Origin of the sequence: Paenibacillus sp. FSL R5-0928 (assembly GCF_037970385.1) — a bacterium.
Classification (GTDB): domain Bacteria; phylum Bacillota; class Bacilli; order Paenibacillales; family Paenibacillaceae; genus Paenibacillus_AQ; species Paenibacillus_AQ odorifer.
Genome location: NZ_CP150225.1, coordinates 1,449,056 through 1,465,628, shown reverse-complemented (window position 1 = coordinate 1,465,628; position 16,573 = coordinate 1,449,056). Strand labels below are relative to the sequence as shown.

General features: G+C 44.5%; 17 protein-coding genes and 1 other annotated feature. Of the genes, 7 read left to right on the top strand and 10 right to left on the bottom strand.

Annotated features, from left to right (window positions below; genetic code table 11):
- Positions 1-44: 44 nt before the first annotated feature.
- From MKZ16_RS06445 to MKZ16_RS06430, 4 genes are all read right to left on the bottom strand, one after another.
- Positions 45-1,001 carry an ABC transporter permease gene (locus tag MKZ16_RS06445; protein WP_036679496.1) on the bottom strand — a complete coding sequence of 319 codons (957 nt, stop codon included), beginning with the start codon at positions 999-1,001 and terminating at the stop codon, positions 45-47.
- Positions 1,002-2,075, bottom strand: a complete 1,074-nt coding sequence (locus MKZ16_RS06440; RefSeq protein ID WP_076107269.1) for an ABC transporter permease — start codon at positions 2,073-2,075, stop codon at positions 1,002-1,004.
- Positions 2,068-3,606 carry an ABC transporter ATP-binding protein gene (locus MKZ16_RS06435; RefSeq protein ID WP_036679500.1) on the bottom strand — a complete coding sequence of 513 codons (1,539 nt, stop codon included), beginning with the start codon at positions 3,604-3,606 and terminating at the stop codon, positions 2,068-2,070. Before MKZ16_RS06435 ends, MKZ16_RS06440 begins: the two co-directional genes overlap by 8 nt.
- A gap of 179 nt (positions 3,607-3,785) precedes the next feature.
- Complete coding sequence (locus MKZ16_RS06430) at positions 3,786-4,835, bottom strand: BMP family ABC transporter substrate-binding protein (protein WP_076107271.1); 1,050 nt, start codon at positions 4,833-4,835, stop codon at positions 3,786-3,788.
- 309 nt (positions 4,836-5,144) lie between these two features.
- Here MKZ16_RS06430 and MKZ16_RS06425 point away from each other — a divergent pair, with 309 nt between their 5' ends.
- Positions 5,145-5,687, top strand: coding sequence for an acyl-CoA thioesterase (locus tag MKZ16_RS06425; protein WP_076107273.1), 543 nt, complete (start codon positions 5,145-5,147; stop codon positions 5,685-5,687).
- A 129-nt stretch (positions 5,688-5,816) separates the two neighbouring features.
- Here MKZ16_RS06425 and rplT read toward each other — a convergent pair whose 3' ends face one another.
- The 4 genes from rplT to MKZ16_RS06405 form a co-directional block, all read right to left on the bottom strand.
- Positions 5,817-6,176 carry a 50S ribosomal protein L20 gene (gene rplT, locus MKZ16_RS06420; protein ID WP_036679505.1) on the bottom strand — a complete coding sequence of 120 codons (360 nt, stop codon included), beginning with the start codon at positions 6,174-6,176 and terminating at the stop codon, positions 5,817-5,819.
- Between the two features lie 31 nt (positions 6,177-6,207).
- On the bottom strand, positions 6,208-6,408 hold the full coding sequence (gene rpmI / locus MKZ16_RS06415) for a 50S ribosomal protein L35 (RefSeq protein ID WP_036679507.1): 201 nt from the start codon (positions 6,406-6,408) through the stop codon (positions 6,208-6,210).
- A gap of 60 nt (positions 6,409-6,468) precedes the next feature.
- Positions 6,469-6,966 carry a translation initiation factor IF-3 gene (infC, locus tag MKZ16_RS06410; protein WP_036679510.1) on the bottom strand — a complete coding sequence of 166 codons (498 nt, stop codon included), beginning with the start codon at positions 6,964-6,966 and terminating at the stop codon, positions 6,469-6,471.
- A gap of 57 nt (positions 6,967-7,023) precedes the next feature.
- Positions 7,024-7,168 (bottom strand) — a sequence feature (ribosomal protein L20 leader region).
- Between the two features lie 78 nt (positions 7,169-7,246).
- Entirely contained in the window at positions 7,247-8,485 is a 1,239-nt protein-coding gene (locus MKZ16_RS06405; protein WP_076107274.1) for a glycosyltransferase family 2 protein, read from the bottom strand.
- Positions 8,486-8,890: 405 nt separating this feature from the next.
- Between MKZ16_RS06405 and MKZ16_RS06400 the strand changes: the two genes are divergently transcribed.
- Both MKZ16_RS06400 and MKZ16_RS06395 read left to right on the top strand, forming a co-directional pair.
- Complete coding sequence (locus tag MKZ16_RS06400; protein ID WP_036679516.1) at positions 8,891-9,418, top strand: phosphatase PAP2 family protein; 528 nt, start codon at positions 8,891-8,893, stop codon at positions 9,416-9,418.
- Positions 9,419-9,469: 51 nt separating this feature from the next.
- Positions 9,470-10,585, top strand: a complete 1,116-nt coding sequence (locus MKZ16_RS06395; protein ID WP_038569210.1) for a UDP-N-acetylglucosamine--LPS N-acetylglucosamine transferase — start codon at positions 9,470-9,472, stop codon at positions 10,583-10,585.
- Between the two features lie 86 nt (positions 10,586-10,671).
- On the opposite strand, the gene trmB is transcribed toward MKZ16_RS06395, so the two are convergent.
- Positions 10,672-11,388 (bottom strand): tRNA (guanosine(46)-N7)-methyltransferase TrmB, encoded by a 717-nt coding sequence (trmB, locus tag MKZ16_RS06390; RefSeq protein WP_036679523.1) that lies wholly within the window; start codon positions 11,386-11,388, stop codon positions 10,672-10,674.
- A 196-nt stretch (positions 11,389-11,584) separates the two neighbouring features.
- Positions 11,585-11,764: a hypothetical protein gene (locus tag MKZ16_RS06385; RefSeq protein ID WP_036679526.1), complete on the bottom strand. Its 180-nt coding sequence runs from the start codon at positions 11,762-11,764 to the stop codon at positions 11,585-11,587.
- A gap of 324 nt (positions 11,765-12,088) precedes the next feature.
- Here MKZ16_RS06385 and MKZ16_RS06380 point away from each other — a divergent pair, with 324 nt between their 5' ends.
- From MKZ16_RS06380 to MKZ16_RS06365, 4 genes are read left to right on the top strand one after another with little or no spacing between them, the layout of a single operon-like run.
- A complete protein-coding gene (locus MKZ16_RS06380) occupies positions 12,089-13,045 on the top strand; it encodes a TIGR01212 family radical SAM protein (RefSeq protein WP_076107276.1) in 957 nt (318 codons plus the stop codon).
- Positions 13,045-13,647 (top strand): class I SAM-dependent methyltransferase, encoded by a 603-nt coding sequence (locus MKZ16_RS06375; protein ID WP_036679532.1) that lies wholly within the window; start codon positions 13,045-13,047, stop codon positions 13,645-13,647. The genes MKZ16_RS06380 and MKZ16_RS06375 overlap by 1 nt, the downstream gene beginning before the upstream one ends.
- Positions 13,648-13,695: 48 nt before the next feature.
- The gene (locus MKZ16_RS06370; RefSeq protein WP_076107278.1) at positions 13,696-14,664 is read left to right on the top strand and encodes a type I phosphomannose isomerase catalytic subunit; all 969 of its coding nucleotides are present in this window, start codon (positions 13,696-13,698) and stop codon (positions 14,662-14,664) included.
- 27 nt (positions 14,665-14,691) lie between these two features.
- Positions 14,692-15,642: an alpha/beta hydrolase gene (locus MKZ16_RS06365; protein WP_036679539.1), complete on the top strand. Its 951-nt coding sequence runs from the start codon at positions 14,692-14,694 to the stop codon at positions 15,640-15,642.
- Positions 15,643-16,573: the final 931 nt, after the last annotated feature.

Here is a 16,573-nt window from a genome sequence, read left to right as displayed (position 1 = left end):
TTTCCGGGAAAAGACCGGAAATACGGCTTTGAAAAGTTACATTTCTATCGCTTACCAGGATCGTATGGCTGTCCTAATGCCTTAGGAGCAGAGGAACGGCCTACAGCCCCTACCAGTACGATGATAGTCAGTACATAAGGGATCATAAAGATAAACTCTTGAGGAATATTTTGTGACCACTCATACAATTGAACATAGTTGCGAATCGCTTGGGAGAATCCGAAGAATACCGCTGCACCAAAGGCACCAAGTGGATTCCATTTCCCAAAGATCATCGCTGCAATGGCGATAAAACCTTGACCAGAGATTGTATTATGTCCAAAGGTTCCGGTCGTTGTTAAAGTGATTGTAGCCCCACCAATACCCGCCATCAATCCACTCAACATTACACCGATATATCTCATCCGATTAACTTTTACACCTAGTGTATCTGCAGCACTTGGATGCTCACCTACAGCACGCAAACGCAATCCAAATGGCGTCTTAAACAGAACCAAATAAATAACGATGACCAGTATTATGGCCAGATAAGTTGTAGGATAGGAATTAAAAATCCCTTCACCAATCACTGGGATTTTGGAGAGCCCAGGAATTGCAACCTTGCTGAATCCGTCAATGATCGGAGTTTCAGCAGATCCATCAAACAGGAGCTTTACCATGTAGAGCGTGCTGCCTGCAGCTAAAAAGTTAATAACCGTACCACTAATCGTCTGATCAGATTTAAAGGTTATAGATGCAACCGCATGAATTAGTGAGCCTAGCACACCAACAGCTATAGCACAGAGTACACCAACCCAAGGAGCCCATTCGCCCATTCCAGCGTCCTGAGCATAATAACCGCCTACTGCTGCCGCAAAGGCACCAAACATCATCAAACCTTCAAGTCCAATGTTTACGACACCGGAACGTTCAGAGAAGATGCCGCCAAGTGAGGCAAAAATGAGCGCTGTGGAAAAAACAAGCGTTGTATTAAGCAGTTGACCTAACGTCTGCAGATCCATCTATAACACCTTCTCTTTCTTGCGCTTGAAGTAAAAGGGCTTAAGCACCCAGCGCACAATCCCTTGTGCCGCAATAAAGAATATGATTGAACCAATAACGATACGAATAAGCTCCGGTGGAACATCTGCAGCAAAACTCATACCCGCAGAACCATAAGTCAGCGTACCGTAGAGAATCGCAGCCAGAATAACACCAAGTGGATGTGTTAAACCAAGAAGAGCAACGGCGATACCATCAAATCCATATCCTGGCGATGCCGCGAAAATAGCTTGATAATGGAATACACCAAGCACCTCTCCTGCTCCGGCCAGACCGGCGAATACACCACTTATGAACATTGCCTTCATAACGTTACGTCCAACATTCATCCCTGCATATTCGGCAGCATGTGGATTGTAACCAACTGCACGCATTTCGTAGCCCTGCTTGGTCTTCCATAAGTACACATAGAAGAATACCGCTGCAGCAAGAGCAATAGCTGTACCCCAGTGTAGACGCGCATTATCAAATATCGAATTCAAAAAGGTCATGGAAAGCGAGGCCGGAATATCCTCGGAACGATTTTGTCCTGGAAGCAACAAGAAGTTTCTTACGATATAATTCGACAGGTAAAGAGCGATCCAGTTTAACATGATTGTGGTAATAACTTCGTTAATCCCACGTTTTGCTTTCAAATAACCGGCGATCCCTGCCCATAAACCACCGCAGACACCCGCAATAATTACGGCAAGCGGCACAAGCAGGAAGGATGGCAAACCTGCCATCTTAATACCCACCACTGTTGCCGCTGTCATACCAATCATTACTTGGCCATCTGCCCCGATATTAAACATCCCTGAACGGAATGCGAAAGCTACGGCTAGCCCTGTAAGCATTAATGGTGTCATTTCGCGCACAGCTTCACCAAAGTTATACAAATTACCAAACACCCGTTTGAACAGTGCGGAGTAAGCAGTTATCGGATCATAACCGCCCAGAAGCATAACTATTGCTCCCACAAGAAAACCAAGCACGATGGCAACCAGAGGAACGATGTAGCTGTCAGTTGTGAAGATTTTTTTGAACTTATTCAACTGCCTTACCTCCCCGCTGCAAGCTGCCTGCCATCATAAGACCCAGTTCCTGATCATTCGTATCTTGCGGGAACACTTCACCGACAATTTTCCCTTCATAGATAACAGCGATTCTGTCAGAAACGTTCATAATCTCGTCCAATTCAAAGGAAATAAGTAGAACAGCCTTTCCTTGATCACGCTGAGCTATAAGTTGCTTCTGAACAAATTCGATAGCCCCAACATCTAAACCGCGCGTAGGTTGTGCGGCAATTAACAATGTCGGATTTTTATCTATTTCCCGCGCAATAATCGCTTTCTGTTGATTTCCGCCGGATAAAGAACGTGCTTTGGTCTCTATTGAAGGTGTGCGTACATCAAATTGCTCTATAAGCTTCGCTGCATACTTATCAATGACATCATTTTGCAAAAAGCCATTTTTGTTGTAAGGACTCTTATAATAAGTTTCCAAAACCATATTCTCACTCATGGTGAAATCAAGCACTAACCCATGCTTGTGGCGGTCCTCAGGAATATGAGAGACATTCATCTCTGAAACCTTCCGCGGTGATAAATTAGCAATTTCATTGCCAGACACGGTAATCGAACCCGAATCAATTTTGCGCAGACCTGTAATGGCCTGGATCAACTCACTTTGTCCATTGCCATCTACGCCAGCAATCCCGAGAATCTCCCCTGCTTTAACTTCAAAGCTAAGACCATCCAGTACGGAAACCCCGTCTTTACTCTTACTGCTGACATCCTTCAGTTTGAGTACAGATTGGCCAACCTCAGGAGCCTTCTTGTCCACTTTGAAAGTTACGCCACGCCCAACCATTTTTTCAGCTAGCTCATTAGGGTTGGTCTCTGCGGTATTCACAGTATCAATTACTTTCCCACGTCTAATAATGGTGACCCGATCAGATATTTGCATGATTTCTTTAAGCTTATGCGTGATCAAAATAATGGATTTTCCCTCTGCAACAAGCCGCTTCATAATCGCCATGAGTTCCGTAATTTCTTGAGGCGTAAGTACTGCGGTCGGCTCATCAAATATGAGAATATCCGCTCCACGGTACAGGGTCTTCATAATTTCTACCCTTTGCTGCATACCTACCGAAATGTCATGAATAACGGCATTTGGATTCACTTGCAGGCCATATTGCTCCGATAGCTTCCGAACCTGTTCCGCAGCGGATTTATAGTCAATTTTAAGACCTTTTTTCGGCTCCATCCCAAGAACAATATTCTCGGTCACCGTAAAAGGCTCCACAAGCTTGAAATGCTGATGAACCATACCAATACCAAGCTCAATAGCTTTATTGGGGTTATCAATAATAACCGGTTTCCCGTCGATTTCAATACTGCCTTCATCCGGTTGATACAATCCAAATACAATGTTCATTAAAGTGGACTTGCCTGCACCATTCTCACCAAGCAATGCAAGGATTTCACCCTTTTTAAGCGTCAAGCTAATGGAATCGTTAGCAACAATACCGGGAAAGCGTTTTGTGATTTGCTTCAACTCTACGACAGGAGCCGCAGCACTCATGGAATCACCCTCATCACAGAATATATAACTACCTTATAGACACGGATGTACCGCCCTTTGTAAGGCGGTATATCTATGTTCCTCTTATCATAACCAGTGCTTTAACAAGGAATAAGGCCAGCACAACACCGGCCTTATTCTTTGATCCTTATTGTAATGCAATAAATGGAGACTAACTATTACTCGGAAGGAACAGTGATTGTTCCATCAATGATTTGTTTTTTGTATTCTTCAACTTTAGCCAGGATCTCTTCAGAAACGTTGTCCTTAGTATCAGAAATACCAACACCATTATCTTTCAGACCAAGAACGGTTGTAGTACCACCCTTGAACGTACCGTCAATTACTTCTTTAGAAACTTTAAGAACAGCTTCGTCTACACGTTTGATCATGGAAGTCAAAGTAACGTCAGTACCAAACTCGATGGATTGGTCTTTATCTACACCAATAACCCATACTTTAGTACCGCCTGCTTTGTTACGAGCTTTAGCTTCGTTGAATACGCCATTTCCTGTTTGTCCAGCAGCAGGGAAGATAATGTCGTTTCCGTCGTTATACAATGTAGCCGCAAGAGATTTACCAACGTCTGGTTTGTCATAACCACCAGCATACGTAGGTGTTACTTTAGCTGAAGGGTTAACTGCTGCTACACCAGCTTTAAAGCCAGCTTCAAAACGTTTGATTACTGGGCTTTCCAGACCACCGATGAATGCAACTTTGTTAGTTTTTGTAGTCAGACCAGCAACCACACCAACCAAGAAGGAACCTTCATTTTCGGAGAAAGTAACGGAAGCTACGTTAGGAGCTTCAACTACGCTATCAATGATAGCCAAGTTAGCATTTGGGTTCTCAGTAGCTACTTTTTTAATTGCGTCGCCAAGGTCAAAACCAATACCCCAAGTCAAGTTGTATCCATCTTTAACGAAGGAGTTAAGGTTTGGCTCATAGTCAGCATTTGATTTACTTTGCAAGTACTTAACGCCACTACCTGTTTCTTTTTCAAGAGCTTGCAATGCTTCCCATGCGGATTGGTTAAACGATTTATCGTTTACGCCACCAATGTCAGTAACCATACCAAATTTGAAATCGGATTTAGGTGCGTTTGTTCCTGCATTGGTTCCTGCATTAGTTTCACCTTTAGCGGCGTTGTTATTGTTGTTTCCACAGCCTGTCAAAACGACTGTAAGAGACAGCAACATTGCAAGAGATAGCTTTAAACCTTTTTTCATTGAATGTAATCCCCCTTAAAATATTGGATGTCTTCTGTGTTCTGCTTGGACATTCCATTAGTTCAAATTATAACTGCAATAAAATCTAAAATCCAGTGCATAAATGACCTCAGGTCAATAATAATTTGCACTTTTTAGCAAGTAACCGCTTTCCATGACATAGCATGTTACAGTTATGTCTGGTTAATGTCAGAAACCCTGATTTTACTCTGTATAGTATTCCAACACATTACAAATATTATTGCACACTTAAGTGTTTTCTATTATTATGATTCCTTAGTAATTGCACTGAAAGGAAGTTATCAGATCATGACCGAAGAAAAAATTCCACAAACAACACCGGCCTTCAAATATTGCCGTGAATCCCGTGTCTTCAAAACCGGACGCGTTTTCCCTAATGATGTCAATAATCACAAAACATTATTCGGCGGTAAGCTTATGAGCGGCATCGATGAAGTAGCCTCCATTTCTGCTATGCGCCATTGTCGAACTAACGTTGTCACAGCCTCTACAGACTCTGTAGACTTCTTGAGACCCATTCGGCCTACAGACTCCGTATGCTTTGAATCCTTCGTCTCCTGGACCGGACGGACAAGCATAGAGGTGTTTGTGAAGATCATTTCAGAAAATCTATATACTGGAGAGCGCGCTGTCGCCGCTACTTCATTTCTAACCTTTGTCGCAGTCGAAGAGGACGGCACACCTACTCCGGTTCCAGCTATCATCCCAGAAACAGACGAAGAGAAGCTGATCAACGAATCTGCTAATGAACGTTCTGAGCTACGAAAAGTTCGCCGCAATATCAGCAAAAAACTCGCCGCTCAATTAAACACCATAAAGTACTGGGAATAGCTCTGCAGATGCAGAGCTTTTTCTTTTATGTAGGGAATTCCAACGCTGCTTCATCCCTATCTTACCGCACAAAAAAGCACCGCTGCATGGGCAACCCGCAGGCGGTGCTTTTCGGTTATATTACAACACTTACGCGTTGATTTTCTCTTTAGCAATACCAGCCAAGGAGTTGAATGCGTTAAGATCATTCACAGCCAGATCAGCCAGCATCTTACGGTTAACTTCTACACCAGCCAATTTCAGGCCGTATACAAGCTTGCTGTAAGAAAGACCGTTCAAACGAGCTGCTGCATTAATACGAACGATCCACAGTCTGCGGAAGTTACGTTTAGTTTGACGACGGTCGCGATAAGCGTAAACCATCGATTTCATTACTTGTTCTTTAGCTGTTTTAAAAATACGGTGTTTAGAACCGAAATAACCTTTTGCCAATTTCAACACTTTTTTATGTTTACGACGAACTACAAATCCGCCCTTAACTCTTGCCATATTAATAAACCTCCCAAAAATGTGTAATAAACTATTTCAAGTTAGCCAATCCTTGTTTCAAACGTCTTACATCCCCAGGGGCCATTACTGGATTTCCGTTCAGAACGCGCTTAGCGCGTTTAGATTTGTGGGACAGCAAGTGGTTTTTGTGAGCTTTGTAACGTGTTACTTTACCAGTTCCGGTAATTTTGAAGCGGCCTTTCAGGCTGCTGTGTGTTTTCATCTTAGGCATGGTGTTTCCTCCTTGAATATTATGCGGCGCCAAATTGCAGATAAGCAAATGACTCCAGATTTATTGAGCTTTAGGAGCCAAAATCATAATCATGCTGCGACCTTCCAGCTTTGGCTGGCGCTCAACAACAGATATATCAGCCACTTCGTTCTTCACTCGTTCGAGGATTTTTTGGCCGATATTCGCGTGTGTAATCTCACGTCCGCGGAAACGTACGGAGCACTTCACTTTATCGCCCTCACCCAAGAACTTGATCACATTGCGGAACTTAGTTTGATAATCATGTTCCTCAATGTTAGCACGGAACCAGACTTCCTTGATATCAACGACCTTCTGGTTTTTACGCGCTTCCTTCTCTTTCTTCTGCGTTTCATAACGGAACTTGCCGTAATCCATGATGCGGCATACCGGCGGCTTAGCCTGTGGTGCTACATTGACTAGATCCAGATTAAGATCGATCGCCATTTGCAGCGCTTCGCGGATCGGTTTAATTCCGATTTGCTCACCTTCCGCACCAACCAACCGTACCTCTTTGGCCCGAATTTCATCATTGATCATATGTTCCTTACTGATAACTCTCCACCTCCGGATCTTTTTAACAACTATTCTCACGTAACTCCATAAAAAAGGGGTGCCGGTAACACCCGACACCCCGTGTTTGATCAACGTTCATGAACATTAACATTCATAAAGCATTGAGATCAAAACCAGCCGGCGAATATGCCAGTCAGGTGAGAAGCAGGTGCTTCTTCTTGCAATCCCTATGATTTGCGTACTTGAATACTATACACCACACTATTTGGGGTGTCAATCCTTTTATGCAGAAATTTCGTGAATTTTATACCTGCTTACTTTGTACTTCTTCAAGTCGCACTACGCGAGTATGCTTGGTATGGCTCCATTGCTTATTGTTCTGCGTGAAGAACGCATAGAACGTAATCGGATACCACGAGATCAAGTAGATCGGGAAGAATACAAGATAAGCATATACTTTCTTGAACGTAACCTTCTCCAATGCCATCGCAATACCAAAAGTCACCAGATTGGCGCCAATAGCTAGGAAGCTGAGCCAGATCGGCAAGCTGCCGTAAATGTTAGCGATATTCGGTCCGTTAAAGAACGCCATATCCACCCACATTACCGCCGTCATTAAAAAAGTGAGCAATACAATATATACATTCGCTCCATAAAGCGCGAGGTCAAACTTCGTTAAGCTGCGTTCTTTAATACTTTGCCAAAGCAATGGAAAAAAATAGCGGCGAGCAACAGTGAAGTGCCCCTGCATCCAACGCAGACGCTGTCTTGAGGAGGCCTTGAAGGTTAACGGCTTCTCATCAAATACCTTTGCATCATAATTGAACTTAGGATATACACCATGTGCTGCACTACGCATCGTAAACTCCAAGTCCTCGACCAAACTTGTAGCTCCCCAGCCCATTTCTTTAAGAAGTGTGGTCTCAAAACACATTCCGGTTCCGCCAAGGAAGTTAGCCATATTTAAATTATGGCGTGAAAGTTGCCACAAACGGTTAATATACCAGTACGAAATACCATAAGCAGCTGTAATCCATGAATCCTCTGGATTCTTGGTATCGATATAACCTTGGATTACCCGTGCACCTGAACAAAGATCATTATTCATCTCCATCAGGAACTCGGTATGCGCCAAGTTATCGGCATCGAACATGACAACAGCATCATATTGCCGCGGCATAGCCCACAGCTCTTTAAGCATCCATTCTATTGCGTAGCCTTTACCTCTCAGATTTGGATTGGTGCGGACACAGGCGTTCATGCCGTGTTCTCTAACGATGCGAGCTGTACCGTCTGTACAATTGTCACAAATTACGAATACATCGTACAGTTCTGATGGATAATTAAGCTGCTTCAGATTCTCCATTAATGCGCCGACAACTTCTTCCTCGTTATGTGCGGCAACAAGTACGGCAAAAGATTTTTCCGGCTTATACTGCGTCTTTTTCTTTTTCCTGTGCAGCCCGAATAATGAAAACGTAAACTGATAGACTGCGATTGCTGCCAAGATCACTTGGAGCGTAACAAACAGTGCGTCTGTCATGACCTTTTGATGCCCCCTTTTTTCACTCTTGGTGTTCTTTTTTTTCTCTCTAGCTTGCTTGACGTTCTTTCTGACCCTTTTGTTGCATCCCTTAACAATAGACCAAGAGTATTCTTATTCTCGGCAGACTTCACAATTTTTATATATGCTGTTTAAAAGAATTCTATGGATTCCTTTTTTTGAATCCTTATTTATCTCTTACCCTTTTAAACAGGTTTAGTCTGCTTGAATCATTGTAAAGCGTAATAGTGCTCTAAGTCAAAACTGGCAAATTTCGAGTAAACCTGAGCTTTTCCTTGAAATGAACTACCTTTAAAAAGTATGATTAAGACAGATCTAAGCTATAGAACGGATTACTGCATTAACATCTGTTAACGGTAACCGGACTAGCGGAGGGAATTAGATATGAGACATTTATTCATGAAACTACATCTCTGGGAGCGGCATCTTTTTAAGTGGATCAACGGACGAATGCATAATCGTTTTTTGAACTTTTGGCTCTTTTACCTTACTCATTTGGGTGGAGCTACAAGCACGATTGTTATCAATATACTGATATGGGTATTAGCTCCTGAGCCTTGGAGAACTACAGGTTTACAAGCCTTGACAGCACTAGCTGTCAGCCATATACCCGTAGCTATCGCCAAAAAGCTGTACCCGCGAATGCGTCCATATCTGGCGTTACCGGAAACCAATACTTTTCGTAATCCATTAAAGGATCATTCTTTTCCATCTGGTCATACTACAGCTATCTTTGCTTCTACGGTCCCTTATATGCTGGCGTTTCCTGCTATGACCGTTATTCTGCTGCCGCTAGCTTGTATTGTCGGATTTTCTCGTATTTATCTTGGATTGCATTATCCATCAGATGTTATAGCTGGCGCAGTGATCGGTTCCTGCGTAGCAGCTGGTACTATAGCCTTATGGATGTGAAGCATTTATTGTTAATAACCGGGAAAACCCTTGAGAATAGGTGAATCAACATTGCGTAAAAAAAGAATCTTAATACTCTCGGAAGGTTTTGGCGCCGGACATACACAAGCAGCTTATGCGTTGTCGAGCAGTCTGCGCCAATTATCGCCTAATTTACAAACGAAGGTGCTAGAACTTGGGAATTTTCTAAACCCCAAGATGGCACCTATTATTCTGTCTGCTTACCGAAAGACGGTAACGACACAGCCAAAATTAATGGGTTATGTCTACCGTCACCAGAAATCATTTAATCGTCTTACCACGCTTGCCTTGCATCGTATATTTTATACGCATGCCAAAAATATTGTGAGACAACTGAAACCTGACGTAATTGTCTGCACTCATTTTATTCCAGGTGCTGTAGTATCCCGCCTAAAGAGACTAGATCCTACCTTAAAAGTGCCGCTCGTCACCGTTATAACAGATTATGATGCGCATGCTACCTGGATTAGCCCAGAGGTAGACCTTTATCTGGTTTCAACACCTGAGGTTAAATCCAAATTGCGCAGCCGAAATATTCCTGCCACGAAAATTCAGGTAACAGGCATACCAATACACCCTAATTTTTGGAAGCATCCCGGAAAGCAGGAGATTCGAGAGCAATTCAATCTGCGGGAGATGCCAACCGTTCTAGTCATGGGCGGCGGCTGGGGAATCATGAACGACCAAGTGGTAAATGCTTGTCTGGCGGAATGGCGTGACAAGATTCAAATTGTTTTCTGTCTCGGCAAAAATGAGCTGCTGCTAAAGGAAATGAAAGAAGACCCGCATTATAATCATCCTAATATTTCCTTAATCGGCTTTACGCGTGAAATCCACAAGCTAATGGAGGTCTCCGATCTGCTGGTTACAAAACCGGGTGGAATGACTTGCAGTGAAGGGCTGGCAAAGGGTATTCCGATGCTCTTCCATCACCCTCTTCCCGGTCAGGAGGAGGAGAATTGCCGCTACTTTACTGCAGCCGGCTTCGGAGAACCCATCGAATCTTTAGAGGTTGTAGAAATGTGGATGGAGCGCCTCTTGAACAACTATGAGGATGTGCAAAACAAGCGCAAACTCCACCTTGAAGAAATCGCTCGCTATCACCCGTTACAATGTGCTCAGAGTATCATCGAATTATTGGAATAGTTAATAAAAAAAGCGGCAGCCTCCAAACCACATGGAGACTTGCCGCTTTTTTATTGAAGCATGCCTTATGGAGCAGTGCTTTGTAACTACAACCGATATTTATCCAATCGGGTAGCCTGATACTGTTTGAGTGCTTCTGCGCCTACAATTGCCTCGCAACGATGGATATTCACGCCACGTCCGACAAATTTCGTCTCATATTCTGTCATGATATGATCCTCGTTGATGATGCCATCTGCATGTAGGTCCAAAGAAATATTTTTCATCTGCAAGCCAAAGTCCGCAAAGGCATTTAATGAGAACTCAAAAAGACTGCGGGAATCTGTTTTCAGATGAATTTCACCTAGATCGCTAAGCAAACCGCGATATTTGTCAAGAAAACGCGGATGTGTCAAACGACGCCGGGCATGCTTGCTTTTAGGCCATGGATCGCTGAAATTAAGATAAATCCGTTCAAGCTCTCCCGGAGCAAATACTTCCTCAGCATAATCGATATTTGCAAGTGCCAATTTCAGGTTAGGCGGTGTTTCATGTCCTGCCGGCTCCCATACTGCTCTAGCCTTATCTCCAGCACGGCGGATCAGCTCATCATACATATCCACTCCGATAAAGTTAATATCAGGATATTTAAAGCTCATTTGGCTGATAAACTGTCCTTTGCCCATTCCGAACTCCACATGGATCGGATGATCGTTACCGAACAGCTTGGACCACTCACCTTTATAACTCCGAGGATCTAGAATGACTAAATCCGTCTGTTCTTCCAAACTTTCACGTATTCCTTTTCTTCCGCGTAAACGCATAGGTATTCCTCCGATTATCTCTTATACGATAACTGTCACTTGCAATATTGTGCCGAAATTGTCCCAAAAAGTAAAGGGATTGCGGTAAAAAAGAAAAAGGAATTCTCTGGTTCAGCTCTTAAATGAGCTGTTCAGAGGAATTCCTTCGTTGTTGTATATTGGAAATAAATTTCGTTCTTGTCTGGCAGATCAGGATTTACTTTGTGTTTGTGGCAAATGTCTTTTTTTCGAATGCGCTACGAATTTTACGCTGCGCATCTGTCTTGATCTTAGGGTTGCCGTTAAATTCCACGCCCGTTAGTGCAAGGGCTTCATCTGGCGTTAAATGGACTTCAATCGAATCTTTACCCTCAGCATATACCGTTTGAGAATTCATTGCTATCACCTCACGGTTATTATTATGGATCGGACGACACGAAATTATGAACTCCTGGATGAATTTCTTTATGCCACAGCAGCTTTTCACACTCTGAATATAACATACTATGTAAGCATTTTCAAGCCGAAAGCGCCTTATTTCCTGCCTATTTTTCATGCCGTTATGGGGAGTCAATGTTACGCCGAGCTCGGTTTTTTGATACAATGTATTGGATTATAAGAAACGGCTGTGCGTTCTCTGGGATAAGGACGCCATCTGTCTCAGAAAAATATAAGGATAAGGGAACTTATCCATAATTATATTTTCAGAAAGGGGCTTCTCGTGTCTAATCTTCAATACACTTCTCCTCCGCAACTTTGGGGAGATAAACGTTTTCATACTTGGAATTACGAAATGCGTGAACACATGAACACCAAGGTATTCAAAGTTATGCTTGATGCAGGCTTTACCTGTCCCAATCGTGACGGCTCCATCGCTAAGGGAGGCTGCACATTTTGCAGTGCCAGAGGTTCTGGTGATTTTGCCGGAAGCCGCCGAGATGACCTAGTCACACAATTCAATAACGTCCGTGACAGACAGCATTTGAAATGGCCAAATGCTAAATATATCGGTTACTTCCAAGCCTATACTAATACGTATGCTCCGGTCGAAGAGCTGAGAGAATATTTCGAAGTTATTTTGCAGCAGCCTGGTGTCGTTGGATTGTCTATTGCTACCCGCCCTGACTGTCTGCCCGATGATGTAGTCGAATATTTAGCAGAGCTCAACAAGCGTACGTATCTTTGGGTAGAGATGGGTCTTCAGACTATACATGACTCCACTTCTGAGCTTATTAATCGGGCGCATGATACGCAGTGTTATGTGGAGGCTGTGGAGAAGCTGCGCCGTCACAATATTCGAATCTGTACCCATATCATTCACGGTCTCCCACAGGAGACGCACGAAATGATGCTTGAAACGGTATCTGCTGTAGCTCGCATGGATGTGCAGGGAATTAAGATTCACCTTCTGCACCTCATGCGCAAAACACCAATGGTGAAGCAGTATGAAGCAGGATTGCTCCGATTCATGGAACAGGACGAGTATGTGAAGCTGATTGCTGATTCACTTGAAATTCTGCCCCCTGAGATGATTGTTCATCGCTTGACTGGAGATGCCCCACGGGATCTCTTAGTTGGACCGATGTGGAGTCTCAAGAAATGGGAAGTGCTAAATGCCATTGACGATGAGCTTGTTGCTCGTGATACTTGGCAGGGTAAGTATTGGAGGAAGGGCTAATGGGCTTTATGTCCGTTCTAAGCTTTGCTCATAAATTAATCTCTGAGCGGCTGACTTTAGGTGACCGTGCGATTGATGCAACTGTAGGTACTGGTGCTGACACGCTTTTTCTAGCCAAAACAACCGGAGCTCGTGGCGAAGTCTACGGCTTTGACATTCAAGCTGCGGCGCTGAAGCTGGCAGAAGAACGTCTCCGGCTTGCGCGGGAGGAAACTTCTTCACTCTCTGGCGTTACCTTACTGGAACGCAGCCATGCCGAAATGGCAGAAGCCGTCCCGGCTAACTGGCCAGGCACCGTTGGTGCTGTAATGTTCAATCTTGGCTATCTGCCTTCAGGCGATGCCGACAAGAATATCATTACTGAGCCGGATAGCTCTATTGCAGCCCTGGAAGCTTCACTCCAGCTGCTGCGTCCGGGGGGAATTATTACGGCTGTACTGTATCCTGGCCATGCAGGCGGAGATCTCGAAGCCGCCGCTGTTGAAGCTTGGGCAACGACTGTTTCCCCTAAGGTAGCGCAGAGCATTGTATACCGTCAGCTGCAGCGCACGGACGCACCTTATGTAATTGCCCTCGAGAAGAAAAAAGGTTCCCCATCTTAAGCTTTGTAAACAATCAAACAATCTTGTAATTGGGAAGGAAGATTACGAATGACACAACCATATCCTTTAAAATTTCAACCGGAGTTTAAAGAACGTGTCTGGGGTGGCCGCGCGCTGGAGAAATTCGGCCTGAATCTACCAGAAGGTCATATTGGTGAAGGCTGGATGATTGCCGATCATGCGAATGGAACATCTTCGGTGGTTAATGGAGAATTAGCTGGACAAGGTCTGGATCAAATTCGTGAGCAATTTGGTCATGAGTGGTTCGGAAGCAAGGGAATATCAGAAGCTGGCGGAAGATTTCCACTCTTGATCAAATTGTTGGATTGCAACGACAACCTTTCCGTTCAAGTCCACCCTACGGATGATTATGTAGGATTGCCTAAAGGTGAACTGGGCAAAACAGAGATGTGGTACGTATTAGACGCTAAGCCAGATGCAAAAATCATCTACGGCCTTAAAGAAGGCGTAGACCGTGAAACATTACGCGAAGCACTGGAAAACGGCACGGTTATGGATAGCCTTCAAGAGGTATCTGTCTCCGCGGGCGATTCCTTCTACATCCCTGCCGGAACGGTACATGCTCTATGCGCTGGTGTCGTTGTAGCGGAAATTCAACAGAATTCCGACACTACATACCGTATTTATGACTACGACCGTCCAGGTCTAGATGGAAAACCACGCGAGCTTCATATCGAGGATTCTCTGAATGTTACAGCTTATGAAGGCGCCGGCGCTACTTCGATGAAGACCGATCATGCAGTGCCTGGAGAGTGGCTGCAGCTTGCCGCTTCACCTTATTTTATTGTCGAAAAAGGGATCGTAAATGGTTCGTGGGATCTCACCACTTCAGAAGACAGCTTCACTATTCTGGTTATCTGCGAAGGCAGCGGACATCTGGCTTGGGAAGGCGGCTCCCAGCCTTATGCCGCAGGGGAATGTTATCTGATTCCTTCCAACCTAGGCCGTTATACTATCGAGGGTCATTCTACTGTGCTTCGCTCTTATTTACCATAAGTCGAGAACCTTTAGGAGGAATGGACCATGAAGGAAAACAGCTTTACTCTAACGGATCCCATAGGTGTAACCATCCATGTCTATGAATGGTTACCTGAGTCCGATGTTCCAGTTAGAGGAATCGTGCAAATTTCACACGGGATGTGTGAAACTGCTGCCCGCTACGCTCGTTTTGCGGAAGCTTTAACCGGGGTTGGTTATGCAGTATATGCCAATGACCACCGGGGACATGGTAGAACCGCTGGTCAAGTCAATCTGCTTGGTGATGTTGGGGAGGACGGATTTTATTGGATGCGGCGCAATCTTCTGCAGGTAGGTGCCGCAGCACTCTCCAAGCATGAAGGAAAGCCCATCATTTTATTCGCTCACAGTATGGGTTCCTTTCTGGGTCAAAAACTCATGTGCGAAGAAGGCAACGAAATCTATTCAGGGTTTATCCTCAGCGGGACAAATGGTCCACGCAGTATGCTGCGTATTGGAGAATCTTTGGCTAGCGCGCAGCTTAAGCTAAAGGGTGAGCATCATCGTAGTGTACTGCTGAACAGTCTGGTATTCGGTAGCTATAACCGCGCCTTTTCCCCGGTCAGAACAACATTTGACTGGCTGAGCAGCGATACTGCAGAAGTAGATAAGTACATTTCCGATCCATTCTGCGGAGCTATTTGTACAACCCGCTTTTTCCGTGGTTTCTTCCACCTCCTAAGAGAGATTCATACTGAGGAATCACTTAGCACATTATGTACAGGTAAGCCCATTTATATATTTGGTGGGGATAAGGACCCTGTCGGGATGAACGGTCAAGGTATTCCCCGTCTTGCGGAGTTGTATAAGAAACGAGGAGTATCAGACGTTGAGTACCGACTCTATCCAGAAGGCAGACACGAAATGCTAAATGAAGTAAATCGAGATCAAGTCACAGCCGATGTACTCAACTGGTTAGAGAGCCACCTTCCTTCAGAGGTTTCTACGATAAGTTAAGAAAAAAACGCGGTTGTTAGTGAATTTATGAGACGAGAAACGAGATTACAAATGTGGCAACATAGAAGCGATGCTCCCGGTATTTGGGAGATCGCTTCTTTGCGGTTTGCGGTTTGCGGTTTGCGGTTTGCGTAGCTTTTCTCAGCAGACTTCTCAATCTAACAATCTCCAGTTCCTCCGCGCATCTGAACTTTAGTAAATAAACTTCCGCCACCACTTTCGGACTCAGTTGACGCTGTCTTCAGCTCATCGCTCTCCCACACCACGTACAAACTCGGTTGTCACTAGCTACACATCATTACTTTCCCACGCCGCTTGCGGACTCAGTTGACACTAACTACATATCATTACTCTCCCCGCTACTTCCGGACTCAGTTGACACTAACCACACATCATTACTCTCCCCGCTACTTCCGGACCCAGATGACGCTATTTGCTAATTTATAGCCTTTCGAGCTAGGTTTCGGACTCCAGTGCAGCTATTCATGCGAAACAGGTCCATATTTGGTGTTTTTCGTGCCAATAGCGACTATGCGGTCCGTTAGCATCCAAAAAACAGGATAATTCCACGTATAAGGTCCGCTGGGTCCGCCTGCGCCGAGTCATTACACTAATTACATTCTCCCGCTACTTTCAGACTCAGCTAACGCTAACTACACATCACTTTCTCCCGCCACTTCCGGACTCAGCTAACGCTAACTACACATCATTACTCTCCCCTGCTACTTCCGGACTCAGTGGACGCTATTTGCTAATTTCCAGACATTTGAGCTAGGTTTCGGACTCCAGTGCAGCTATTCATGCGAAACAGGTCCATATTGGGTGTTTTTCATGCCAATAGCGACTATGCGGTCCGTTAGCATCCAAAAAACAGGATAATTCCACGTATAAGGTCCGCTGGGTCCGCCTGCGCCGAGTCATTACACTAATC

Coding starts and splice junctions, on each gene's coding strand:
- MKZ16_RS06445 (WP_036679496.1), bottom strand. CDS start 1,001: ATGGATCTGCAGACGTTAGGTCAACTGCTTAATACAACGCTTGTTTTT.
- MKZ16_RS06435 (WP_036679500.1), bottom strand. CDS start 3,606: ATGAGTGCTGCGGCTCCTGTCGTAGAGTTGAAGCAAATCACAAAACGC.
- MKZ16_RS06430 (WP_076107271.1), bottom strand. CDS start 4,835: ATGAAAAAAGGTTTAAAGCTATCTCTTGCAATGTTGCTGTCTCTTACA.
- MKZ16_RS06425 (WP_076107273.1), top strand. CDS start 5,145: ATGACCGAAGAAAAAATTCCACAAACAACACCGGCCTTCAAATATTGC.
- rplT (WP_036679505.1), bottom strand. CDS start 6,176: ATGGCAAGAGTTAAGGGCGGATTTGTAGTTCGTCGTAAACATAAAAAA.
- rpmI (WP_036679507.1), bottom strand. CDS start 6,408: ATGCCTAAGATGAAAACACACAGCAGCCTGAAAGGCCGCTTCAAAATT.
- infC (WP_036679510.1), bottom strand. CDS start 6,966: ATGATCAATGATGAAATTCGGGCCAAAGAGGTACGGTTGGTTGGTGCG.
- MKZ16_RS06405 (WP_076107274.1), bottom strand. CDS start 8,485: ATGACAGACGCACTGTTTGTTACGCTCCAAGTGATCTTGGCAGCAATC.
- MKZ16_RS06400 (WP_036679516.1), top strand. CDS start 8,891: ATGAGACATTTATTCATGAAACTACATCTCTGGGAGCGGCATCTTTTT.
- trmB (WP_036679523.1), bottom strand. CDS start 11,388: ATGCGTTTACGCGGAAGAAAAGGAATACGTGAAAGTTTGGAAGAACAG.
- MKZ16_RS06385 (WP_036679526.1), bottom strand. CDS start 11,764: ATGAATTCTCAAACGGTATATGCTGAGGGTAAAGATTCGATTGAAGTC.
- MKZ16_RS06375 (WP_036679532.1), top strand. CDS start 13,045: ATGGGCTTTATGTCCGTTCTAAGCTTTGCTCATAAATTAATCTCTGAG.
- MKZ16_RS06370 (WP_076107278.1), top strand. CDS start 13,696: ATGACACAACCATATCCTTTAAAATTTCAACCGGAGTTTAAAGAACGT.
- MKZ16_RS06365 (WP_036679539.1), top strand. CDS start 14,692: ATGAAGGAAAACAGCTTTACTCTAACGGATCCCATAGGTGTAACCATC.